Raw genomic sequence first — 22,788 nt, 5'->3', positions numbered from 1 at the left:
GGCGGATCACACCCTCGTGTAGCGGTGGAGGGTCACGGCGGAGGACACGGCGGCGACCGCCACGGCCAGGCCCAGCAGCAGCGGGGCGATGGTGAGCACGTCGGCCGGAGTCACGTGCTCGACCCAGTCCACCGACGCGGCGAGCCAGTCGACGACGAGGTACTGCACGGCCGCCCAGAGCCCGACGACCGCCAGGACGGCCCCGAGCAGTGCCGCGATGGCGCCCTCGAGCATGAACGGCAGCTGGACGAACAGGGTCGAGGCACCCACGAGCCGCATGATCCCGGTCTCGCGCTGCCGGGACACCGCGGAGAGCCGGATCGTGGTGATGATCAGCAGCGCCGCCGCGACGAGCATGACGACGGCGAGACCGACGGCCACCAGCGAGGCACGGTTCAGCGCCAGGAACAGCGGGTCGAAGATCGCCCGCTGGTCCTCGACCACCTCGACGCCGTCCCGACCGGAGAGCACCTCGTCCACGACCTGGTACTGCTCGGGGTCGGCGAGCTGAAGGCGGAACGAGGCCTGCATGTCGTCCGCGGTGAGCTGGGTGCCCTGGTAGCCGTCGGGATACTGGGCGGAGAAGGCCTCGAAGGCGTCGGACTTCGACTCGAAGTACACCGTGGACACGACGCCGTCGAGCTCGGTGCTGATCGTGCGCTCCAGGGTGCTGATCTGCTCCGGGCTGGCCTCGCCCTCGGCGCACGTCGGCTCGGTGGAACCCTCGGGGCAGAGGAAGACCGAGACCTCGACGAGGTCGTACCAGTCACCCTTGAGCTTGTCGATCTGCACCTGCAGCAGCGCGGCGGCTCCGACGAACGTCAGGGAGACGAACGTCACCAGCACCACCGAGACCACCATCGTGGCGTTGCGGCGCAGACCACGCAGGACCTCGCCGAAGACGAACTGCAGGCGCACCGCTCAGGCCTCCTCGGCCCGGGACGCCCCCGACATCGCCCGGACCTCCTCGTCGTCGGTCTCCGCCGGCGGCGGGTCCACCCCCCGGGCCGCGGCCTGGTCGGCCGCACGTTCCGCGGCGACGTCACCGGGTTCGGGGCGCACCGAGATGCGGCGGGCGGGCACCCCCCGCCCGGGAGCGTCCAGGACGGCGACGGGGCCGACCTGCGGCAGGATCTCCTCGCGGCGGCCGTAGACGGCGTCCTTCTCGTCGCGCACGACGTGCCCGGTGGAGAGCTCGACGACCCGGCGGCGCATCTCGTTGACGATCTCGTCGTCGTGGGTCGCCATCACCACGGTGGTCCCGGTGCGGTTGATCCGGTCCAGCAGCCGCATGATGCCCTGGGAGGTCGTCGGGTCGAGGTTGCCGGTGGGCTCGTCGGCGAGCAGGATCTTGGGCCGGTTGACGAAGGCGCGGGCGATCGCGACGCGCTGCTGCTCCCCGCCGGACAGCTCGTGCGGCCGCCGCTTCTCCTTGCCGTCGAGCCCGACCCACTCCAGCACCTCGGGCACGGTGGTGCGGATGTGGTGGCGTGGGCGCCCGATGACCTGCAGCGCGAAGGCGACGTTCTCGTAGACGGTCTTGTTCGGCAGCAGCCGGAAGTCCTGGAACACCATGCCGATGCCGCGGCGCAGACCGGGCACCCGCCAGGGCGAGAGCCGGGTCAGGTCGCGCCCGGCGACGTACACCCGCCCGCCGGTGGGGCGCTCCTCGCGCAGCACGAGTCGCAGGAACGTGGACTTGCCGGAGCCGGACGCGCCGACGAGGAACACGAACTCGCCCCGCTCGACGTCGACGGAGACGTCGTCGAGCGCGGGTCGCGCCCCCCGTGCATAGACCTTCGAGACGTTCTCGAACCGGATCACGGCGTACCTCCCACCGGGTGGATGCCTGCCAGGCGCAGGCGTTCACCCGATCCGAGAGTCGCACGCGAGATCCTGCCCCCGATGGCAGACACGCGGCGTGTCGCGGGCACCGGTCCGTTGCTGGCCGCAATCGTCCGGGATTGTCCGGTGGGCCGGGCCGGCACACCTCGTGCCGGGTCAGGGCGGAACGCGCCGAGTCAGGCCCGACCGTGGCGCGTCAGGGCGTAACGCGCCGAGTCAGGGCCGGGCCGGACGGACCTCAGTTCTCCGACTGGTTGCGGCGCCAGCGGATGCCGGCCTCGATGAACTCGTCGATCGCGCCGTCGAACACGGCCTGGGTGTTGCCGGCCTCGTGCTCGGTGCGCAGGTCCTTGACCATCTGGTACGGGTGCAGGACGTAGGAGCGCATCTGGTCGCCCCAGCTCGCCTTGATGTCGCCGGCGAGCTCCTTCTTCTTCGCGGCCTCCTCCTGCTGACGGAGCAGCAGCAGGCGGGACTGCATGACGCGCAGCGCCGCGGCGCGGTTCTGGATCTGCGACTTCTCGTTCTGCATCGACACGACGGTGCCGGTCGGGATGTGCGTCATGCGCACGGCGGAGTCGGTGGTGTTCACCGACTGGCCGCCCGGCCCGGAGGACCGGAACACATCGATCTTCAGCTCGTTCTCGGGGATCTCGATGTGGTCCGTCTGCTCGATGAGCGGGATGACCTCGACCGCGGCGAACGACGTCTGGCGCCGTCCCTGGTTGTCGAAGGGCGAGATGCGCACCAGGCGGTGGGTGCCGGCCTCGACCGACAGGTTCCCGAACGCGTAGGGGACGTTGACCTCGAAGGTGGCGGACTTCAGGCCCGCCTCCTCGGCGTAGGAGGTGTCCATGACCTTGGCCGGGTAGCCGTGGCGCTCGGCCCAGCGCAGGTACATGCGCATGAGCATCTCGGCGAAGTCCGCGGCGTCGACGCCGCCGGCGCCCGCGCGGATCGTCACGACGGCCTCGCGGGCGTCGTACTCGCCGCTGAGCAGGGTACGGACCTCGAGGGAGTCGAGCTCCTTGCGCAGCGCGGTGATCTCGGACTCCGCCTCGGTCAGGGAGTCGGGGTCGTCCATCTCGTGGCCGAGCTCGACCAGGGTCTCGACGTCGTCGATCCGCTGGGACAGCCGCTTGACCCGCTCCAGCTCGTCCTGCGCGTGCGAGAGCGCGGAGGTGACCCGCTGCGCGTTCTCCTGGTCGTCCCAGAGGTCGGGAGCGGCCGCCTGCTCGGAGAGCTCGGCGATCTTCGCCTCCAGGGCAGAGGGGTCGCTCACCGACTCGATGGACTCGAGGGTGGAGCGGAGCCCCTTGATCTCGGCGGGGAAGTCGATAGTGGCCACGAGGAACCAGCCTACCTTTCGCTCACGACTCCCCCGGCACCGGCTGACCGAACATCTCGGCCGTGGTCCGGGCGCTCGGCCGGCCGGCGTCGACGTCGGCCCCGGCCTCGACGAGGACGTCGATCACGTGGGGGTCGCCCTTGAACACGGCCCCGGCGAGCGGCGACTGCCCCCGCTCGTTGAGCCGGTTCACGTCCGCCCCGCGCCGGGCCAGACCGCGGACGAGGTCGGCGTGCCCGTGGTACGCCGCCAGCATGAGCAGGGTGTTGCCGTGGGCGTCCGCGTGGTCCACCGGCACGCCGGCGTCGACGAACTCCAGCAGGAGGTCGGCGCCGGCCCGGGCCAGCTCGAACATCTGGTTCAGATCGACGGGGAGCTTGTCGTCGGCCATACCTCGAGCCTAGTGGACCGGGCCGGGCCGACGGCGCCCCGCCGGCCCGGCCCGCCGGCTCAGGCGGCCGCCACCTCCTCGCCGGGACCGAACACCTCGTGGTGGATGCGGCCCGCCGGGACGCCCCTGCGCAGGAGCTCGCCGCGGACGAGGCTCATGAAGGGCAGCGGGCCGCAGACGTAGACGTCCGCGTCGGCCGGCAGGTCGACGCCGTCGAGGTCGAGGTAGCCGGGGCGCAGGCCGTCGCCGACGGGCCGGGCGCCGAGGTCCTCGTACCACCGGTGCAGCGTCGCCGAGGGAATCTGGTCGACCAGCCCGGCCAGCTCGGCCCGGTGGGCGTGGCGCGCCGGGGACCGGTCGGCGTGCAGCACCGTCACGGGGCGGTCGGTGCCGGTGCGGCGCAGGTGGTGCAGGAACCCGATCATCGGCGTGATGCCGATCCCGGCGGACACGAGGACGAGCGGCCGCGTGCTCTCGGTGAGCCGGAGCTCGCCGAAGGGCATCGAGACCTCGAGCATGTCCCCTTCGAAGACCGTGGCGTGCAGATGGTTCGACACCTCCCCGGCCGGCGCGATCCGGTCACCGTCGTGCGACGCGGGGATCGCCTTCACCGAGACGCTCCACGCGCCCGGGTCCGCCGCGCCGGTCAGGCTGTACTGCCGGATCTGCCGCGCGCCGTCGGGCAGGCGGACGGCGACCGACAGGTACTGACCGGGCCGGCCGGCGGGCAGTGCGGCGCCGTCGGGGTCGGCGAGCTCCAGCGAGATGGTGTCGGGCGACTCCTGGACCCGACGCCGCACCCGGACCGAGCGCCAGACGTCACCGGTGGCGACACCCGCCTCGTCGTAGAGCCCCTGCTCGATCTGGATGAGCGCCTCGGCCATGTGCCAGTAGACCTCGTCCCACGCCGCGGCCACCTCCGGGGTGACGGCGTCGCCGAGCACCTCCGCGATCGCCTCGAACAGGTGGTCGTGCACGATCTGGTACTGCTCCGGGAGGATCCCGAGCGAGGCGTGCTTGTGGGCGATGCGTGCGAGCACCGACCTCGGGTCCGGCCCGTCCTCGTCGACGAGGAGCGTGGCATACCCGGCGATCGAGGCCGCGAGCGCCCGCTGCTGGTCGCCCTGCGCCTGGTTGCCGCGGTTGAACAGGTCGCGTTCGAGCTCGGGGTGCGCGGCGAACATCTTGCGGTAGAACAGCGGCGTGATGTCGCCGATCGCGGCCCCGACCACGGGAAGCGTGGCACGGACGACGGCGGTGGACTCGGCAGTGAGCATCGGGAGGGATCCTTCCTCGGGTACCTGCAGGGTGGCGGGCGACGTCACGGCGTCGACCCGGCGGGCGGTCCGGCTCCGAGGGTGAGGAGGACGGACCGGGTCGGTGGGGCGGCCATGTCGGCGATCGTCAGGGGGTCGAGCACGGCGAAGAAGGCCTCGCGCGCGCGGGCGAGCGCGCCGCGCAGCCGGCAGCCGTTGCGCAGGGGGCACGGGTTCGCCCCCTCGCAGTCGACCACCTCCCCGTCGCCCTCGAGGTCTCGCGCGATGCGACCGATCGACATGCGCTCGGCGCCGTCGGCCAGTCGCAGCCCGCCGGCGCGACCGCGGCGCGCCTCGACGACGCCGAGGCGCGCGAGCCGGGTGACGACCTTGGCGGCGTGGCTGGCCGGCACGTGCAGCTCCTCGGCGAGCACGCCGGTGGTGGCGTGCTCGGCCTCGCCGAGCACGGAGAGCCTCATGACGATCCGGAGGCCCAGGTCGGTGAACGCCGTGAGCTGCATGTCCGGCACCGTATCTAAAGACGCATCTCAGATTCGCCTTTTGATCGTGTGCATCACGTCACAGGCTGCGGAGGCCGTCCCGGACTACATCCACCGGCCGCGCTTGAACACCACGAACAGCACGACGGAGAACGCCACCATCAGGGTGACCGCCATCGGGTACCCGAACACCCAGTGCAGCTCGGGCATCACGTCGAAGTTCATGCCGTAGACGGCGGCCACGAGGGTGGGCGCGAAGAGGATCGCCGCCCAGCCGGAGATCTTCTTCATGTCCTCGTTCTGCCGGTGCGCCACCAGCGTCGCGTTGACGTCGAGGATCTGCCCCAGCGCCTCGCGGTACTCCGCCACCCGCGCGGTGGCGCGGGTGAGGTGGTCCGAGACGTCCTGCAGGTAGGTCTGGAGCTCGGTCGCGATGGCGGGCTCGGCGGACCCCGCGCGCAGCGCCTCCACGACCTCCGTCATCGACGAGGTCGCGTGCTGCATGTCGATGACTTCCTGGCTGAGCCGGTAGATGCGCTCGGCCACCGCGGCGTCGCCGCTGAACACCTGGCGCTCGATCTGCTCCTTGTCGATGGCCACGCCCTGCAGCACGGGGGTGTAGCCGTCGACGATGGCGTCGAGGAACCGGTAGACGACCGCCTCCGGACCGAGCCGCAGCAGGTCCTCGCCCGGGAGCAGCGCCCGGGCCTCCTCCTCGGACCCGAACGTCGACTCGTCGAGGCGCTCGGCCGGCGTGCCGTCGATCCACCGTCCGTCCTGGCAGAGCACGGCGACGGCACCCGGGCGCACCAGCACGTGGAACTCGGCGAGGACGACGTCCTCCTCCGCGTCGACGTACCAGGCGGAGCGCACCACGAGGAACAGCAGGTCGCCGTAGCGTTCGACCTTGGGTCGCTGGCGGGCGTGCAGGAGGTCCTCGACCACCAGCGGGTGCAGCTCCCAGGCCTCGGCGAGCTCGTGGATCGCGGCCGTCGTCGGCCGTGGGTAGAGCGACATGGTCATGCGGTCGGAGGCACCGTCGGCGAACCGCAGTCCGTCGGCCACGCTCGCACCCTCGGGGGCCGGGCTCGGGCGTCCGTCCTCGACGTAGCGGGTCAGGTGCGGGACCTCCGCCACGGCGGGCGTCGCCGCGACGCCCGACCGTCGGCGCAGCCTGTCCCTCCGGCGCGACGGCGGGTCCGTCTTCTCCCCCTCGACCATGCAGCCACCCCTCTCCTCGACCGTGAGCATACGCACGAGATGTCGGCCCAGCAGGGGCGGCACCGGCGTGGGCGCCACGCCCGACGCCGCCGGACCTGCTGAGGTGTGGGGCATGCGCACCGTCCTCAGCTGGGTTGCCGTCCTTCTCGCCGCCTTCGTGCTCGTCCAGGTCACCGGGTTCGGGAAGAACCTCGACCTCGACTCCCTCGCCGACAGCGCGGGGGCCATCATCCGTGACGCCGCCGAGGACGCCGCGTCCCTGGACGACACCGAGCCGGGCTCCGGGGACGGGGGGTCCGGTGACGACGGCTCGGTGGACGTCAAGGAGGTCACCCGGCAGCTCGACGGGCTCACCGTCAAGGGCAAGGCCCCGCAGACCGGCTACGACCGCGACGACTTCGACCACTGGACCGACCCGGACGGCAACGGCTGCGACGCCCGCAACGACATGCTCGCCCGCGACCTGAGCGACGAGAAGGTGGACGACGACGGCTGCACCGTCCTGTCCGGGACCTACGACGTCGAGCCGTACACGGGCGAGAAGGACCGCGCCTTCGAGCGCGGCAGCGACGACCTGGCCGTCTCCCTGGACGCCGAGCACGTCGTCGCCCTGCAGAACGCGTGGATCTCCGGCGCCCACGACTGGAACGACAACCGCCGCGAGAAGTTCGCCAACGACCCGGCGAACCTGCTCATGGTCGACCCCGGCGAGAACCGCACCAAGGGAGCCGCGAACGCCGCCGAGTGGCTGCCGCCGAACAAGGCGTTCCGCTGCGAGTACGTCGCCACCCAGATCGAGGTCAAGGCCGCGTACGAGCTCGCGATCACCCAGCCCGAGAAGGACGCGATGAACCGGGTTCTCGAATCCTGCTGACGATCCGCCGCCGCGCCGTGCGACCGCGGGCGTTCGGAGCAGACTGGACGTCATGGGCGACGACAGCGGACAGGACGCCCCGCGGCGGGGACGACGCCGTGCACTGACGGCGGCGCTCGCGTTACCGGTCGTGGCGGGCCTCGCCGCCGGCGCGGCGGTGCTCGTCACCGGTGCGCACCGACGGCTGGGCGCCACCGAGCCCGAGACGCGCGCCTGGTTGCCCGGCGACGAGCTGATGACCGGCGGCGTCGTGCAGGCCGACCGGGCGTGCACGATCGCGGCCACCCCCGCGGAGGTCTGGCCCTGGGTCGCCCAGATCGGGCAGGACAAGGCCGGTTTCTACTCGTTCGAGGCGCTGGAGAACCTCGTCGGGTGCCAGATCACCGGTGCCACGACCATCCACCCCGAGTGGCAGGACGTCCACCCCGGCGACGCCTTCCGGCTGCATCCGGACGTCGCGCTGCGGGTGGCCGACGTGAAGCCCGGCAGCGACCTCGTCGTGACGTCCCAGGGCGCCGACGGCGCGCCCGAGGGCCACGACTTCACGTGGGCCTTCCACCTGGAACCGGTGCACGTGGGCCCGGCGCCGGCGACGCGGCTGCACCTGCGCGAGCGGTACGAGTCGGAGCGGCCGGTCGACCGGGCCGTCTCCGAGGTGCTCAGCACGGTCAGCGCGGTGATGAGCTGGCGCATGATGCACCGGCTCAGCGAGCTGGCGACCGCTCCGCCGCGGTCCGGCTGAGCCACCTTCCACGACACGAGCAGGATGCCTCGTCGACGAGCCAACGGTGACAGCGAGGAGGGTGATCGGTATGAAGGAGACCGAGGTCGAGCGACGGTTCGCCGACCATCTCACCGCTCAGGGCTGGGAGGTCACGCTGGACGACCCTGGCTATGTCGACGTCATCGCGAAGCGCCCCGAGGAGATAACGCTCGTCGCGGAGACAACAGGTCACACCAGCAGTCCCGGACTCGACGTGGACACGATGGTCGGCCAGCTGCTCCGGCGCATGACGGACCTGAGCAGTGCGACGCGCTACGCCGTCGTCGTCCCGGAGGACGTGGTGCCGAAGGTGCACCGCATCCCGCGCGAGGTGCTGCGGACGCTGCGGATCGAGGTGTGGAGCGTCCCCGCGTCGGGAGCACCCGAACGCATCGACCAATAGGTACGTCGCGGCGGATCGTGGTCGTGGCCGGTACCCGGACGGTGGCGTCCGGGTACCGGCCACGCCGGTGTCAGGCAGAGGCGGTCGAGTCGGCCGTCACTGCGGAGCGGGCGGGACCAGGCAGGCCACGGGGTCCGACAAGTTGCCGGAGCCGTCGACGGCGGTGATCTGCGCGTCGCCCTGACCCTTCAGCGCCCAGTCGACGGCACCTGAGCCGGCCTTCTCGCGGGGATCGGCCCCGTTGGCCTCGGTCCACTTGATGTTGGTCGGGTTCGCGTAAGGGCCGAAGACGGTCCCGGTGCCGTCGTCGATGACGAAGACGTCGAGGGACTCAGCGCCCCAGACGTCGTCGGTCGCCGTGACCGTGTAGAACCCGTCCTGGTTCTGTCCCTGGCCACCCTCGCCGGGGGCGGCGGGGATCTGTCCGCCCGGGTTGGGTCCGGGCTCGCACGTGGCCGTCGGCGGCGTCGTGTCCACCCACTCCTTGGTCACGTCCACCGTGGCGGAGTCACTGTTGACGGTGACCGTGGCCGAGATGGTGTCGGTGCCCAGGCTGTTCGGCTCGACCGGGACGCTGTAGGTGAAGGTCACCTCACCGTCGGCGTCGGTCTCGCACGAGGCGGGGGCGCACGTCCCGGTCGCCCCGGCGTTCTGCCCGGTCACGGCGAACTCGACCGGCCATCCCGCCAGCTTCCCGGCGGGCCCGTCCACCGTGGCGGTGACGGTGTGCTCGTTGTCCGACCCGAGCTCGTTGGTGGCGGTCTCGGGAGTCAGGGAGAACGCGTACACGTCGTAGGTCTCGCACTGCGTGACCGTCTGCTCCGAGGACGCATCGCTCTTCGGCCCCGTGCCGGTCGCGGACGCGCACACCTCGTGCGCACCCGGCGCCTGGTCGGCCGCGGTGGCCGTGAAGTCCGTGCTCCCCGGACCGTCGAACGGAGGCGTCTGCGTGAGCGTGTCGAAGGACGTGCTCACCGTGTCGACCTCGAGGGCGACGTCCGTCATCGCGGTGTCGGTGACGTTCTGGACGATGTCGGGCAGCGTGGCCGGGTTCGGCACGTTGGTGCAGGTGCCGCCGGTCGCGTCGGCCATCGCCTGGAGCGTGCCGTCCGATCCGCCGGCGCAGCTCGCACCGCTACCGACAGCGAAGGAGTAGATCGTGGCACCCGCGGAGTCCAGCGCGGCAACTGCCGCATTGAAGTTGCCGCCGCCCAGGTTGGATTCGCCGTCGGACAGGAAGACGACGTTCTTGGACGCGGCCGTGGACGCGGAGACGCTGGTGCCCGCCGCTGTCAGTCCGGCGCTGAAGTTCGTGTCGTTGGGGTTGACCGCGCGCGGGGTGTAGAGGTTGACGCCTCCGATCACGATCGAGCCGATGACGACGTCGACTCCCGGGTCGTCCGGAGCCACGATCGGCTGGTTGCCGGCGGCGCCACTCATGTCCGCGGACGCGCCGCCGCGCCCGAACACGCTGACGCCGACGTCCTTGCCGGACCCGTCGGCGACCACCGCATTGTTGAGGTTGGTGACGGCCTGCTTCTCACAGTCCAGCACGGTGCCGCCGACCGATCCACAGCCGGCGCCGGTGCTCCCGCTGACGTCGACGACATAGGTCCAGTGCACGTTCGGCTCGCCCTCGCCGATCGAGGCACTGCCTTCGACGGGGACGTCGACGGTCGTCGACCCCGTCGGGACCAGGAACGTGTCTCCCGTGGTCGGGGTACTGACCGTCACCGACAGGTCAGCCCCGTTGGCCAGCGTCGTCGAGTCGGTCCCCGCCACCGCGTAGCCGGCCATCATCACCCCCGCTGCAGCCATTCCGAGAACGGCCCCTGCACGCATCGACCGCTTCATGGGTCGGCCCTCCTTCCGAGGTTCTGAAGGCGGCCCTGCGGTCGCCCACCAACCTGGCGACCATGACCTACGCGTGCCTACGAGAGCGTCACGACAACGTCACCAGCGCGTCACGCGCGACTCTCAGGCGGGGAACACGCCGCTGGAGAGGTACCGGTCGCCGCGGTCGCAGACCACGAAGACGATCGTCGCCCCCTCGACCTCCTCGGCCACCTGCAGGGCGGTCCAGCACGCGCCCGCCGCGGAGACCCCGCCGAAGATGCCCTCCTCGCGGGCCAGCCGGCGAGCCATCTCCTCGGCGTCGGTCTGGGAGACCTCCACGGTCCGGTCCACCGCCGACGGGTCGAAGATCCTCGGCACGTACTCCGGCGGCCAGGCGCGGATCCCGGGGATCCTCGAGCCCTGCGCGGGTTGCGCCCCGACGACCTGGACACCGGGGTTGCGCGACTTCAGGAACCGCGAGACCCCGGTGATCGTGCCGGTGGTGCCCATCGCGGACACGAAGTGCGTGATCCGTCCGTCGGTCTGGCGCCACAGCTCCGGACCGGTGCCGACCTCGTGGGCACGCGGATTGTCCGGGTTGCCGAACTGGTCCAGGACCCGGCCGCGCCCCTCCCGCTCCATCCGCGTCACGACGTCGCGGGCCTCTTCCATGCCACCCTTCGCCGAGGTGAGAACCAGCTCGGCTCCGTACGCCTTCATCGTCTGGATCCGCTCGGTGGAGGCGTCCTCGGGCATCACGATGACCAGGGGGTAGCCGCTGATCGCCGCCGCCATCGCCAAGGCGATCCCGGTGTTGCCGGACGTGGCCTCCAGCAGGGTGTCGCCGGGAGAGATCTCCCCGCGCTCCTGAGCGCCCCGGATCATGCTGATCGCGGGCCGGTCCTTCACCGAGCCGGCCGGGTTGTTCCCCTCGAGCTTGGCGAGCAGCACGTTGCCGCGGCGTTCGTTCTCCGACCCCGGCAGGCGCTGCAGACGCACCAGCGGGGTGTCGCCGATGACGTCCTCCATCGTGGGGTACGTCGGTGGGTTGCTCACCCGCCGGAGTCTACGGCGGCCGAGCTCACGGGCTGCCGGATGATCGTCCGCAGCCGTTCAGGCGCCACTCGCCGCGGGTCGGACAGGTAGATCTCGTGATGACGTCCGGCCAGCGCGCGCCCGGAGCCCTCGATGAACGCATGCAGGGCGTCCACCGTCGGCGCCTCGGCGGAGTACGGGCCGACATGCAGCACCTGCGCGGCCTCGCCGTCGCCGAACTGCTCCAGGCGGACGTCCGCCGGCAGGTCGCGTGCCGCCGTCGTGCGCTCGATGATCTCGGCCGCCGGGACCGCCGAGACCTCCTCGGGCAGGCTGATCATCATGGTCCAGAGCCACGCGGAACGGGGGAGCTCGCGGAAGCGCTCGATCTCCTCGGCCCACCACAAGCCCTCCAGCGGCATGACCGTGTACGCGGTACCGGTCTCCTCCTTGACCGCGGCGCGCAGGGCATAGGCGACCGGGTAGAGGCTCGTCACCGCGTCGAGGTACGCCGTACCCCCCGGTTCCCCCGCCCCGTCGACCAGCAGGTACGGCCGCGGCGGGACGGTGAGGAACTCCGGTGCGCGCGGCGCAGAGTACAGGGCGCGCAAGGACCTCTTGAGGTCGACGGCGGTCACGGCCTCAGCGTCTCGCCCGGCGCGACGTCCCGCACGCCGCCGGTGATGACGGTGCCGGCGAAACGGCGGCCGACCCCTGCCGCATCCACGTGCGGCAGGGGTCGGTGCGAGGTCGGAGTGCCTACACCGTCGTGTCCCCGAAGTCATAGGTACCGGTGTACTCGTCCGACGAGGTCGACGTGACCGCCATGGCGTCGGCGAACCGGCCGGCCGCACCTGCGCCGGCCGCAGCCGAGGCAACCCCGTAACCGGCCTCGGCCTCCGCTTCCACCTCGGCCTCGCTCTCGCTCTCGAGGATCGAGTCGCGTCCTTCCCGCTCGGACTCGTCGGCGGCCTCGGTGTCCTCGTCGTCGATCAGCAGGGTCGGGTCGGCGGCGTCGGCGGGGTCGGTCTCGACCGACACCTCGAGCTCGACGAGACACAGGTCCTCGCCCTCTGCCTCAGCCTCGTTGTCGACGCCCGACTCGGTCGGGACCCCGGCGACGGCGATCGCCACCGCCACCCCGCGGCACTTCGGGTCCTCCGCCCGCGCGTACGCCGTCACGGTGCCCGCCTCGCCTTCCGGCGGCACCGTCAGCTCGATCGTGATGTCGGTGCCCACCGTGCTCGCGGCCGCAGCCGAGAACAGCGTGGTCTCCACCTGCGCGTCCTGGTCGAGGGTCTCGTACCCGGCACCGCTGGTCCCGGCGGCGGCCGCTCCCGCGTTCCACCCGACCTCGGCTTCCGCCTCTGCCTCGGCCTCGACCTCGAAGAGGAGGTCGGACTCGTCGACGACGGGGTTCGGGAGGCCGTTGCGGTTGCCTGCGGCGGCGGGCCCGGGACGATCGATCTCCTCGGAGGTCACCTCGCGGCCGTCGAACACCTTCGTCGACGTCGACGTCGCGGTCGCGGCCTCCGCCGGGGTGGGCAACAGGCCGTTCTCCGCCTGGGCCCCGACCGCCGCGGCGCCGGCCGCCGCCGCGTTGAAGCCGGCCTCGGCCTCGGCCTCGGCCTCGACCTCGCTCTCGATCTCGATCTCGAGGTTGCCCGGCTGCGGCACGACGTCACCGTCGGCCGCGAGCTGGGGCCTGTCGTAGGTCTCGACCTGGGGGATGTCCGCCTCGGGCGTGGTGGACTCCCGGGGTTGAGCGCCATCCTCGCTGGTCGCCTCGCGGGTCAGCTCGGCTTCGCTCGTGGCGTCGCCGGTCGCTGTGGGGTCGGCGGTGGCTGACGTCGAGGGGTCGAGGTCGGGCTCGGCGGTCGCCTCGGCGCCGGTCAGGGCCGCGGCGTCCGCCTCGGCCTCGTCCCCCTCGAACGGCACGTCGTCGGTGTTGCGCTGCTGATCCTCGTCCGTCACATGATTTCGGCGGACGGTGTCGCCGGTCTTCCCGCGGGTGCTCGTCGAGGCAGCCGTCGATCTGCTCGTCCGCGAGGTGGCGGTGAGCCCTGACGCACCGCCAGCGCCGGACGCCACCGTCGCCACGGCGGCGCTGCCGTTCCCGGTCTCGGCTTCGGCCTCCGCCTCCGCCTCGGCCTCCGCTTCGGCCTCGAACAGGCCCGCACCGGGCTTCTCCATGCCGGAGGACAGGGTCGCCGGCGCCTCCGACGTCCACGCAGTGGTCGTCGTGGTGCTGTCCTCGTCGAGGAACAGCGCTGGGGTCTCGCGGTTGACGGGTGCCGCGGAGGTGGACACGGCCGTGCCGACCCGCCCGGACGTCGTCGCGAAGTCGCCGACGCCGCTTCCGATCGCACCGCCCGTCGAGGCGGCGGCCGCCGCGCCCATGTCGACCTCGGCTTCTGCCTCGGCTTCTGCCTCGGCCTCGGTCTCGGCCTCGGTGTCGAGCTGCAGCGCAGGGGTGTCGCTCGCGGAGACCGTCTGGATGACATCTTCCTCGCCGGTCGCGTCGCCGGCGTCGTCCCCCTCGGAGTCCTTCCGCTCGTCGCGATAGCCGACCTCGGGCGAGATCGGGGCGGTGGAGCCGCTCGTCGCCGACGAGGTATCCGCTGCCCGACTGGCGTCGGCCGCCACCGGTCGTGACACGCCGTCCTCGAACAGGTACACGTCCGTGCCGACCGCACCGCTGGCCACAGCCGTCCCCGCGGCGGCACCTGCCGCGCCGTTACCGGTCTCGGCCTCCGCTTCGGACTCGACCTCCGCCTCGGCCTCACCGTCGGCAGACAAGAGAGGTGACGGCGACACGGCCGCCCAGCCGACCTCGGCGTCGGTCGAGGTGTTGGACGAGCTGATGTCCGTCGCGAACGGCGCGGGCCGGCGCGTGGTCAGCGTCGTCGACGCCGAGGTCTCGGCGCCCGACAGCGCGCTGTTCCCCGAGGCGGCCCCCGCACCCGCGACACCGACGGCACCGGCCGCCGTGCCCGGTGCCACCTCGACCTCGACCTCCGACTCGGCCTCACCCTCGGCCTCGGCCTCGAGGTCGAAGTCGGTGTTCGCCCCGGGTTCGTCGGTCACGATGAAGTTCGCGGTGACGGTCTCGCCTGCCGCGCCCGTCCCCCCGTCCTCGGCGTAAGGCGTCGCCTCCAGCAGGTACTCCCCCTCCACCAGGTCGAGTGCCAGCAGATCGGTACCGTCCTCCGGCCCGACCGTGAACGGGGCCTGGTCGTCGACCACCACGTCCCCGTTGATCTCGAACACCACCGACCCGGGCTTCGCATCGTCCTCGAACCGCGCCACGATCGTGTACGGCGGAAGGTCGTCGGTCGCGAGGACCGCGAACGCGCCCAGCTCGTCGATGAGGGCGTCACTGGTCGCGTCGACGACGTCGAACCCGTCGATCGCCACCACCGAGGAGTCCGTCGTCGTGATTTCCGTGGTCGACTCCTCGGTCTGGACCACGGCGGCGACTCCCTCCGGTCCGACGAGGAGTGCCGACGCCGCAGCGGCGATCACCGCCACAGTCAGCAATGTCTTGGGGTGCGCCGCCGCGCGTCGGGAGCGCGCGTCGAGGGTCGGGACGTCGCTGTCCACCACGGAAACCTCTTTGTCAGGATGTTGGGGAAAGATGCGCTCGAACGGGACCGAGCTTGACCGAGCGTAGCGAAGTTCACACTTTCTGCACGTTCGGCAGTCCATCCCGGGGACCAATCGCGGTCGTTACCGGGGATCAGCCACACCTGTGACCGGCGGTCGCCTGATCTACATCCCGACGAGCACCACGAGCTCGTAGACGTCGATCCGCTCGCCGTCCACCGTCAGCTCGAGCACCATTGGGCTCTCCCCCGGCGCCGTACCGGTGATGTTGAACCGCCAGGCCGGCAGGAACGAGTGCCGCACCTCCGGGTCGACCTCGCTGAAGTCTCCAGGCGAACGGGCCGGACCCAGGTCGACCGGGCCGTCGACCGCGATCACGGCGTCGTCGTGGTCGGCCACCTGCCACGCCGTGTCCGGGAACCCGGCGTTCGCGGGCAGGACCAGCTCCACTTCCTCCCCCACATCCAGGTTCACCTGCTCGCCGTGGTTCAGCGCCTGGAGGTACTGCGGCTGGTAGGAGAACAGCTCCCCGCCGCAGCGGTTGGCCACGGCGGCGGTCTCGGCCGCGCAGGCATCGTCGACCACGTCGACCGTGTACTCCGCGACGTCGACGCGTTCGCCGTCGACGACCAGCTCGAAGCGCAGCCGCGTGCGGCCCAGATCGCCTCCCACGAACCCGAAGACGGTCGTCGAGATGTGCGGGTCGCCGGGGTCGCCGGACCCTGGAGGCGGAACCTCGTGCTCGCTCGTGGTCAGCCGCAGCACCGCGTCATCGACCTCGACGAGCTCCCACGCCTGGTCGGGGTGGAGGTTGTTGCCGTCAAGACCGACCCAGAGCTCCTCCTCCGGCTCGACCGCGGCGAGCCACCCGCTGTCCCAGGCGGACAGGTCGAGCGGCAGATCGCGGTAGTCGGACCCGAGACAGCCCGCGACCAGCAGGGCCGACGCGGCCGACAGCACCAGGCCGGCAGGTCGTCCACGCGATCGGGCCACGCCCCCATCACCCCATCTGTCACGATGCGAGAGACGTCTTTGTCCGCCCTGGCACGTCAGCGTCGAACGTGCACGGTCGCCGTGTGACTCATCGTCGATGACAAAGAGGACCGAGGCGCGTTCAGCCGGGAGAAATCACCCTCATCACCCGGTGGCGCCCGGTGTGCCGGGGCCATGCGCGCAGGCGGGACATGGCGCGAACCGGATAGGCCTCTGACGCGGCCGCCCCCCACCGTGCGGCGACGTTGCCCGGCAGTCGTCCACGGCGGATCATCGGGACCCGACGGCGGCGAACGGCTCGGCACGCCCGTCCGCCCAGACCACCAGCCCCGTCTCCCCCGCCCGCGTCCGGAGCCAGTCGCGGCCGTCGGCACCGAGCGCGAAGGCACTCGTGGCGTCGATGTCCGCCCACGTCAGGCTCGGCCCGACGACGGTCACGGACGCGAGCGCCGTCGGCGTCCGCCCGGAGCGCGCATCCACGACGTGGTCACCCCGGTGCGCGAGCCCGGAGGTCGCCACGGCGCCGTCCCGCACCGGCACGACGGCGACGAGCCGCGCCGGGGCGTGCGGGTCCTCGATCCCGACCCGCCAGGGCTCGGCGTCGTCGCTGGCCACGCGGCACACCATGTCGCCGCCGGCCGAGAGGCAGAAGTCCGTTCCCTCCAGTGCGCGCAGGTGCCGGGTGGCCCGCTCGATCGCCCAGCCCTTGACGACCCCGCTCGGATCGAACGTCTCCGTGCCGTCCGGGTGCCGTTGCACGACGTCGAAGGCGCCGTCGGACGCCCGGCGCGCCTCCTCCCCCAGTGCCAGCACCTCGACCACCTCGTCCGGCAGGGCGTCGGCGTCGATCTCGCCGCGTGCCAGCCGGCTGATCACCGAGTCGGGCCGGTAGGTGCTGAAGGTGGCGTCCACGTGCTGCAGCTCGGTGACCACCAGGTCCCAGGCCAGGTCCGCCGTCGGCCCGTCGGCGTGAACACCACGCAGCGCCAGGCTGATGGGCATCCCCATGACGTGCACGACCCGGCGGCGGACCGCCGGCTGGGTGGTCGCCATGCCGCTCACAGCCCCGCCTGGTCGAGCGCGCTCTGCAGCGACTGCGTGTACCCCGTGCTCGTCACGGTGGCGCCGCTGACCATGTCGATCGAGGCGCTCTGGGCGTCGAGCGTCTCCTGGACGAGCACCGGCAGCGCGTACCCGTTGATCTGGCGGTCCTTGCCGTTGTCGTCCGGGTACAACGGGACGTCGACGGCGGTGATCTCGCCGTTCTTGACGGTGATCTCCACCTGGAGCGGGCCCCACCGGGTCTGGACGACGTCGCCGGACGCCGTCGTGCTGCCGGACCCGGACGACGACCCCGAGGAGCCGGAGCGGCCGGAGCCGGACGATCCCGAGCTGCCGTTCGAGGACCCGGACCCGTTCGAGGTGTCGGTCGACCCGGAACCCGTCGACCCGCCGCCCGAGTCCGTCGTGCCGCTGCTGGTCGACCCGGAGCTGCTCGTTGATCCCGACGTGGTCCCGGTCGCCGCCTGCACCACCGACGTCGAGGTGCTCAGCGCGTCAGGGTCGGTCGAGGTGCGATAGCCCAGCAGCAGGACCAGGACGGTGACCGTCGACAGTACCCAGAGGACGATCTTCTTCATCGCGCGTCACCATCCGAAGTCTTCGCTGTGGAGCTGCTCGGCGGGGACGCCGGCAGCGAGGGCGGCCTCGCGGACGCTCTGCGTCCAGGCGGGCGGTCCGCAGACGTACACGTCACGCTCGGCGACGTCGGGCACCCAGCCGCGCAGGACCCGCTCGTCGTCGTCGCCGTCGAACCCGGGCCCGACCCACGAGCCGTCGGCCCGGCGTCGTCCGGGCAGGCGCACCACCCCGAGCCCGCGCGTGGCGGCGAGGTGGTCGAGCTCGGCCGCGAACAGCGGGTGTTCGCGGTACCGCTCGATGAGCACGGCCTCCCCGGGGGCGTAGTCCAGGCCCTCGGCGAGCGCGCGCAGCGGTGCAAGCCCGGAGCCGGCACCGATCAGCAGCACCTTGCGCCGGGTGCGCGCGCGGCGGGTGAGGCGGCCGTAGGCTCCCTCGACGACGACGCGGGTGCCCGGCTGCAGGTCGGCGGCCGCGGTGCTGGCCGGACCGACGGCGGCGACCGTCACGCGGGCGGAGCGGGACGTCGGGGCGCTGGAGACCGAGTACGGCTTGCCCCGGGTCCAGCCCTGCTGGCCCAGGAACCGCCAGACCAGGAACTGCCCGGGCTCGACCAGTCGGTGCAGGCGCCGGCCCGTCAGGTGCACGGACACCACGCCGGGCGCCTCCGGCACGACGCCGGTGACCTGGATCTGGTGACGCCAGGTGCGCCAGGCCGGCAACGCGACCCGCCACACGAGGACGGCGGCGAAGACCAACGCCCACACCGTCCACCACACGGCGGTGACGGCGGGGCGGGCGAGGAACTGCTGCCCGGTCCAGAGCTGGTGCGGCAGGGCGAGCGCCGCCCCGAGATACCCGTACAGGTGCAGCAGGTGCCACGACTCGTAGCGCAGCCGGCGTCGGGCGGCCCGCACGCTGGTGACCACGACCAGCACCAGCGCCACGGTCGCGCCGACGGCCAGCAGCATGCCCGGGTACTGCCACATCAGCTCCCAGAACGTCGCGGGCCATGCGGTGATGCTCCCCGCGGCGTACCCCCAGGTGATGAGGACGAGGTGGGCGACGAGCAGGTTGAACGACCACAGGCCGACCAGCCGGTGGATGCTCACGAGCCGGTCGCGCCCGAACGCCGCCTCCAGCGCGGGCACCCGGGCCATGAGCAACACCTGGGCGAGCAGCAGCGCCGCCGACGCCAGCCCCGTGATCTGCCCGAGCGAGGTCAACGCGGTGTCCCAGGCCGTGAGGGCCTGCAGACCGCCGTCGGCGGCCCACATCCAGTCGACGCCGAGCAGCGCGAGCCACAGCGCCGCCACGGCGACGTACCGGACGGCCGCGTCACGCCGGACGCGGGACCGCGGAGGGTGCCGGTCCGCCACGAACGGGACGGAAGGGCCGGGGTGGCTCGTCGTCGCTGTCATAGGTCCACAGTGCGCGGCCTACCCGGGGAGAGCCTGCGACGAACCTACGAATTGCCTGGGGATCGCGGCGGCGGACGCCGACGACCGACAGAACCTGCTCAACCTGCGCGTGCCGTTGCCGTGGCGGTCACGGTGATGCCACCGCCGAAGGCTTCGGTGAACCACCGAATCAACGGCGGGTGGGAGGTGGCGACCAGGCTCACGCGGGCGCTGCGGCCGTCCGGCGTGGCGGCCTCGTGCACCCTCACGCCGCGCAGTCCCGGGGCCGAGGACGCCGGTTGCACGGCCAGGTGCTCGGCCACCGCGGCGCGCACACCGTCGTCCGTCAAGGTCAGCACGCCCGACCCGTCCGGGGCCATCGCCTCCCCGTAGTAGGTCTCCCGGGCCATCGAGTCGGCACCTGCCACCGCCAACGAGTCCGCCAGGTCGAACAGGTGCTTGCGGTCCAGGTGCACGGACGCGGCCGAGGCCACCATGCCGACCAGCATCAGCCCCACCGCGACGAAGCCCGCGGTGAGCAGCATGATCCGCCCTTCCTCGCGTGCCGCCGTCACGGCCGGGCCCCGACGTGCTCCTCGACCGGTGCGACGTGGGCCGCCTCGACCGGGATGCTCAGCGGCACCCAGTCCTGCAGCGCGGGCGGCGCCAACGGCAGCGGCACCTCGACACGGACCCGCACGCCGACCGTCGCCCCCGGTGTCAGGCACGGGTTCGCCGAGCACTCGAGCTCCAGGACATCGGCGCCGTCGACGACAAAGCCCTGATCTGCCAGCGCCACCTCCGTCGCCGCCCGAGCACGTGCGGCACCGGTCGCCGACGACTCGGCGGTCACCACGGCCCGCGCGGCATCGCGGGCCGCGCCCTCGACGGCGAACCCCGCGGCGTGGATCTGGCCGACGGTGACGACCAGGTACACGAGCGGGACGAGCAGCAGCACACCCACTCCCAGGAACTCGACCACGGCGGCACCTTCCTCCCCCGACCCGGTCGGTGACGACTCGGGGTGGTCGGGGCCGTCTGGACGCCCGGTCATGCCGACTCGTCCACGGCATGCCCCTCGACGGTCATCGCACCTGACGGGCCGAGCAGACCCACCACGGGCAGCGGCGCAGTGACCGTGACGCGGACGAGGTCCAGTCCACCGCGCCTCGTCGTGCCGACCACGACATCGCCCGCGTACCGCTCGCTCAGCGCCGACGCGAGCAGGTCCCTGGTCCGCTGGGCACCGGCACCGAGGTCGTGGTCGGTCCGCGCCGCCAGCCGTGCGCCTTCAGCCGCCGCATCGATCGCGACGGCCCGGACGTGCAACGCCAGCGCGACCTGCACGACGCCGAGGAAGAGCGCCACGAGCAGCGCCGAGACGAGAGCGAACTCCGCCACCGCCGAGCCGCGCTCACCGTCGGAACGGCCGGCCGCCGAGCCGTCGGCTCGTGCCCACGACCCGGACGTCACAGACCCGTGACGCTCTCGATCGCCTGGGTGAAGGCGTCCTCGAGCAGCGGACCCGCCAGTGCCCAGAGCGCGACGACCAGACCTGCCGTCATGAGCGTGACGAGGACCCAGCCGGGGACGTCGCCGCGTTCCGGGTCGTCGGCCTCGGGCAGGTGCCGGTCGGCCGTGCGTTCGGGCGGGTTGGTGGTCATGGTGCATCCTTTCGTCGAGGTCACAGACCGATCTGCAACGTGGCCAGGGAGGGGAAGACGGCGAAGACGACCGTGATCGGCAGGATGAGGAAGACCACCGGCACCATCGTCCCCGTCGCCCTGTGTTCCACCGCCCAGGCCACCACCCCCGCCGTCCCCGGGGCCGAACAGGCGCGGGTCCACGCTCCCGGACACCTCGAGCTGCCGCGGGACGCCGCCCTCGATCTGGCTCATCGTGACCTTCACGTCCAGCAGCGCGAGCACCTCCGCGCGACGCTCGGCAGGCAGGTTCGGCAGCCGCTGCGCCGCCCGGGTCGCCAGGGCTGCGAGGTCGGTCAGGCGCTGAGCCCGCGCTGCCGCGTCAGCCTGGACGACTCGTAGGACACCCAGCCGCTCGGACAGTTCGGCGTGCTCCCGCTCAACCTGCGCCAGCGCCTCGCGCAGCGGAGCCGGGTCCTCGGCGAGCAGCAACTCCCGCGCGGCGTTCACCCGCGCTCGCTCGAGCCGGGCTACCTGCTTCTCAAGCCGGTCGAGTTCGTACTCGCCGGACTCGTCGGGCTCGGCCTGGACCCACTGGGCGGCGAGCGTCCGCAGCCGTTCCGGGTCGCCCAGCAGCGACACGACCTGCTGCCAGACGGCCTCGTTGACCGCGTCGGCGTCGACCTGCGGGCACGAGCAGCGCTCCACCCCGACGCCGCGGTGCCGACGCCCGGTGCAGCGGTAGACGGCCCGGCCCTGGTGGGCGAGCCACGCCCCCGTGTAGTGCTTGCTGCACGCGCCGTACAGCCGCGCCGTGAGTTCGAGCGAGCGGACCCCGGAACGCGGCCTCCCAGTCGCGCGTCGGCCGAGCTGCCTCTGGATCGCCTCGAACTCCTCGCGGGTCAGTGGCGGGTCGTCCAGGAGCGTCTCGACTGGCTCCCCGTGTAGTGGCTTGCCCTCCCGGTCCAGCCGGGTGTGACGTCCGCCGCGGGCAGAGTCGGCCTGGCCCCAGACCCGGCGGCCGTCCCACAGCACCGGGTTGGAGAACGTCTTACGTACGACCTCGTAGGACCACCTGCCGCCCTTGCGCGAGCGAAGCCCGAGGTCGTTGAGCCGGTCGGCGACCTCGCCGGAGGACAGCCCGTCGCGCACGAACCACAGGTGCACGGCTTCGATGATCTGCCGCTCGCGCTCGTCCGGGACCGCGCGCGCTTCACGCTTGGAACCCTCGAGCCGCCAGCCGAACGGCGGCTGTCCACCAGGCCACCGACCCGGGGTCCGGGCTGCGGCACGCTGGCCCGCGACGGTGCGCTGCACGATCCGGTCGCGCTCGGCCTCTGCGACTGAGAGCAGCACGTTCCGGGTGAGCCGCCCCTCGATCGTCGACAGGTCCATTCGCTCCTTGACCACCGCGACGGTCACCCCGAGTTCGGACAGGGTGTCCATCTCGGCGACGCCGTCGTGGACCTTGCGGCTGAACCGGTCGAGCGCCGCGACGACCACGGCGTCGAACTTGCCCTCGCTGGCGTCCTGCAGCATCGCGCGCCAGGCCGGGCGGTCGCGGTCGGTACCGGACCTGCCGCCGTCCGTGTAGACCTCGACGACCTCCCAGCCCTGGCGTTCGGCGTAGTCGCGGCACAGCCGGTCCTGGTCGGCGAGGCTCGTGTTCTCGACCTGGTCGGCGGTCGAGACGCGCCGGTAGACGGCGGCCCTCATCACGCGCTCCTCTCGTCCTCGGAGCGGATCGACACGAAGTCGGGGGTCGTGGTGACCGCCTGGATCTGGCCGGAGGTGAGGCCGACGTAGGTGGCGGTCCGGATCAGCGCGTCGAGCGCTCCCTGGTACTGCACCACCTCCTGCAGCGTCTGGTGGCTCAGGCCCTGGGTCTGGTAGCCCTGGTCGAGGAGTTCCATCTGGCGGTTCGTGTCGTGCCGCAGGTCGCCGAGGCTCCGGCGGAGGCGGTCGGCGGCAAACTTCACGTCCTGCAGGACGTGGGCCTGCTCGACGGTCTCGACGTGAACGGTCTTGGTGTCCAT

General features: G+C 72.1%; 24 protein-coding genes and 1 pseudogene. 4 read left to right on the top strand and 21 right to left on the bottom strand.

Annotated features, from left to right (window positions below):
- Positions 1-6 precede the first annotated feature (6 nt).
- The 7 genes from ftsX to HLI28_RS10625 form a co-directional block, all read right to left on the bottom strand.
- The gene (gene ftsX / locus HLI28_RS10655; protein ID WP_171247502.1) at positions 7-918 is read right to left on the bottom strand and encodes a permease-like cell division protein FtsX; all 912 of its coding nucleotides are present in this window, start codon (positions 916-918) and stop codon (positions 7-9) included.
- A gap of 3 nt (positions 919-921) precedes the next feature.
- Complete coding sequence (gene ftsE, locus HLI28_RS10650; protein WP_171247501.1) at positions 922-1,824, bottom strand: cell division ATP-binding protein FtsE; 903 nt, start codon at positions 1,822-1,824, stop codon at positions 922-924.
- A 259-nt stretch (positions 1,825-2,083) separates the two neighbouring features.
- A complete protein-coding gene (gene prfB / locus HLI28_RS10645) occupies positions 2,084-3,193 on the bottom strand; it encodes a peptide chain release factor 2 (RefSeq protein WP_171247500.1) in 1,110 nt (369 codons plus the stop codon).
- A 22-nt stretch (positions 3,194-3,215) separates the two neighbouring features.
- On the bottom strand, positions 3,216-3,584 hold the full coding sequence (locus HLI28_RS10640; RefSeq protein WP_171247499.1) for an ankyrin repeat domain-containing protein: 369 nt from the start codon (positions 3,582-3,584) through the stop codon (positions 3,216-3,218).
- A 59-nt stretch (positions 3,585-3,643) separates the two neighbouring features.
- Positions 3,644-4,861 carry a globin domain-containing protein gene (locus tag HLI28_RS10635; protein ID WP_171247498.1) on the bottom strand — a complete coding sequence of 406 codons (1,218 nt, stop codon included), beginning with the start codon at positions 4,859-4,861 and terminating at the stop codon, positions 3,644-3,646.
- 44 nt (positions 4,862-4,905) lie between these two features.
- Positions 4,906-5,361 (bottom strand): RrF2 family transcriptional regulator, encoded by a 456-nt coding sequence (locus HLI28_RS10630; protein WP_171247497.1) that lies wholly within the window; start codon positions 5,359-5,361, stop codon positions 4,906-4,908.
- 84 nt (positions 5,362-5,445) lie between these two features.
- The gene (locus tag HLI28_RS10625; protein ID WP_171247496.1) at positions 5,446-6,561 is read right to left on the bottom strand and encodes a magnesium and cobalt transport protein CorA; all 1,116 of its coding nucleotides are present in this window, start codon (positions 6,559-6,561) and stop codon (positions 5,446-5,448) included.
- A 112-nt stretch (positions 6,562-6,673) separates the two neighbouring features.
- Between HLI28_RS10625 and HLI28_RS10620 the strand changes: the two genes are divergently transcribed.
- From HLI28_RS10620 to HLI28_RS10610, 3 genes are all read left to right on the top strand, one after another.
- Positions 6,674-7,435 (top strand): HNH endonuclease family protein, encoded by a 762-nt coding sequence (locus HLI28_RS10620; protein WP_171247495.1) that lies wholly within the window; start codon positions 6,674-6,676, stop codon positions 7,433-7,435.
- Positions 7,436-7,487: 52 nt separating this feature from the next.
- Positions 7,488-8,177 carry a hypothetical protein gene (locus tag HLI28_RS10615; RefSeq protein ID WP_171247494.1) on the top strand — a complete coding sequence of 230 codons (690 nt, stop codon included), beginning with the start codon at positions 7,488-7,490 and terminating at the stop codon, positions 8,175-8,177.
- A 70-nt stretch (positions 8,178-8,247) separates the two neighbouring features.
- Positions 8,248-8,601, top strand: coding sequence for a hypothetical protein (locus HLI28_RS10610; RefSeq protein ID WP_171247493.1), 354 nt, complete (start codon positions 8,248-8,250; stop codon positions 8,599-8,601).
- Positions 8,602-8,697: 96 nt separating this feature from the next.
- Here the strand turns inward: HLI28_RS10610 and HLI28_RS10605 are convergent, their stop codons facing one another.
- The 7 genes from HLI28_RS10605 to HLI28_RS15980 form a co-directional block, all read right to left on the bottom strand.
- Complete coding sequence (locus HLI28_RS10605) at positions 8,698-10,419, bottom strand: vWA domain-containing protein (protein WP_171247492.1); 1,722 nt, start codon at positions 10,417-10,419, stop codon at positions 8,698-8,700.
- Between the two features lie 159 nt (positions 10,420-10,578).
- The gene (gene cysM, locus HLI28_RS10600; RefSeq protein WP_425483391.1) at positions 10,579-11,493 is read right to left on the bottom strand and encodes a cysteine synthase CysM; all 915 of its coding nucleotides are present in this window, start codon (positions 11,491-11,493) and stop codon (positions 10,579-10,581) included.
- Positions 11,490-12,110, bottom strand: coding sequence for a GyrI-like domain-containing protein (locus HLI28_RS10595; RefSeq protein WP_171247491.1), 621 nt, complete (start codon positions 12,108-12,110; stop codon positions 11,490-11,492). The genes cysM and HLI28_RS10595 overlap by 4 nt, the downstream gene beginning before the upstream one ends.
- Before the next feature lie 121 nt (positions 12,111-12,231).
- Entirely contained in the window at positions 12,232-15,078 is a 2,847-nt protein-coding gene (locus tag HLI28_RS10590) for a hypothetical protein (RefSeq protein ID WP_171247490.1), read from the bottom strand.
- A gap of 165 nt (positions 15,079-15,243) precedes the next feature.
- Positions 15,244-16,071 carry a hypothetical protein gene (locus HLI28_RS10585; RefSeq protein ID WP_171247489.1) on the bottom strand — a complete coding sequence of 276 codons (828 nt, stop codon included), beginning with the start codon at positions 16,069-16,071 and terminating at the stop codon, positions 15,244-15,246.
- Positions 16,072-16,341: 270 nt separating this feature from the next.
- Complete coding sequence (locus HLI28_RS10580) at positions 16,342-17,124, bottom strand: FAD:protein FMN transferase (RefSeq protein ID WP_171247488.1); 783 nt, start codon at positions 17,122-17,124, stop codon at positions 16,342-16,344.
- Positions 17,125-17,129: 5 nt separating this feature from the next.
- Positions 17,130-17,354: an FMN-binding protein gene (locus HLI28_RS15980; RefSeq protein WP_343035792.1), complete on the bottom strand. Its 225-nt coding sequence runs from the start codon at positions 17,352-17,354 to the stop codon at positions 17,130-17,132.
- On the opposite strand from HLI28_RS15980, the gene HLI28_RS15975 reads away from it, so the two are divergent.
- The gene (locus tag HLI28_RS15975; protein ID WP_343035791.1) at positions 17,344-17,652 is read left to right on the top strand and encodes a hypothetical protein; all 309 of its coding nucleotides are present in this window, start codon (positions 17,344-17,346) and stop codon (positions 17,650-17,652) included. The two genes, HLI28_RS15980 and HLI28_RS15975, sit on opposite strands and share 11 nt — an antisense overlap.
- A gap of 65 nt (positions 17,653-17,717) precedes the next feature.
- On the opposite strand, the gene HLI28_RS10570 is transcribed toward HLI28_RS15975, so the two are convergent.
- From HLI28_RS10570 to HLI28_RS10545, 7 genes and pseudogenes are all read right to left on the bottom strand, one after another.
- On the bottom strand, positions 17,718-19,130 hold the full coding sequence (locus tag HLI28_RS10570; RefSeq protein ID WP_171247486.1) for a ferredoxin reductase family protein: 1,413 nt from the start codon (positions 19,128-19,130) through the stop codon (positions 17,718-17,720).
- A 98-nt stretch (positions 19,131-19,228) separates the two neighbouring features.
- Positions 19,229-19,654: a hypothetical protein gene (locus HLI28_RS10565; protein ID WP_171247485.1), complete on the bottom strand. Its 426-nt coding sequence runs from the start codon at positions 19,652-19,654 to the stop codon at positions 19,229-19,231.
- Positions 19,655-19,680: 26 nt separating this feature from the next.
- The gene (locus HLI28_RS10560; protein ID WP_171247484.1) at positions 19,681-20,163 is read right to left on the bottom strand and encodes a pilus assembly protein; all 483 of its coding nucleotides are present in this window, start codon (positions 20,161-20,163) and stop codon (positions 19,681-19,683) included.
- Positions 20,160-20,510 carry a TadE/TadG family type IV pilus assembly protein gene (locus HLI28_RS10555; RefSeq protein ID WP_304603508.1) on the bottom strand — a complete coding sequence of 117 codons (351 nt, stop codon included), beginning with the start codon at positions 20,508-20,510 and terminating at the stop codon, positions 20,160-20,162. The genes HLI28_RS10560 and HLI28_RS10555 overlap by 4 nt, the downstream gene beginning before the upstream one ends.
- Before the next feature lie 68 nt (positions 20,511-20,578).
- Entirely contained in the window at positions 20,579-20,773 is a 195-nt protein-coding gene (locus tag HLI28_RS15570) for a hypothetical protein (RefSeq protein ID WP_246246658.1), read from the bottom strand.
- A 633-nt stretch (positions 20,774-21,406) separates the two neighbouring features.
- A pseudogene (locus tag HLI28_RS15565) lies at positions 21,407-22,468 on the bottom strand (recombinase family protein); the annotation flags it as partial.
- Positions 22,468-22,788, bottom strand: a complete 321-nt coding sequence (locus tag HLI28_RS10545) for a hypothetical protein (protein ID WP_171247481.1) — start codon at positions 22,786-22,788, stop codon at positions 22,468-22,470. The pseudogene HLI28_RS15565 and the gene HLI28_RS10545, both read right to left, overlap by 1 nt.

This window comes from Isoptericola sediminis (genome assembly GCF_013085345.1).
In the GTDB taxonomy this organism is placed as follows: domain Bacteria; phylum Actinomycetota; class Actinomycetes; order Actinomycetales; family Cellulomonadaceae; genus Isoptericola; species Isoptericola sediminis.
The sequence above is the reverse complement of the archived record's forward strand: the minus strand, read 5'-3'. Positions and strand labels throughout refer to the sequence as shown.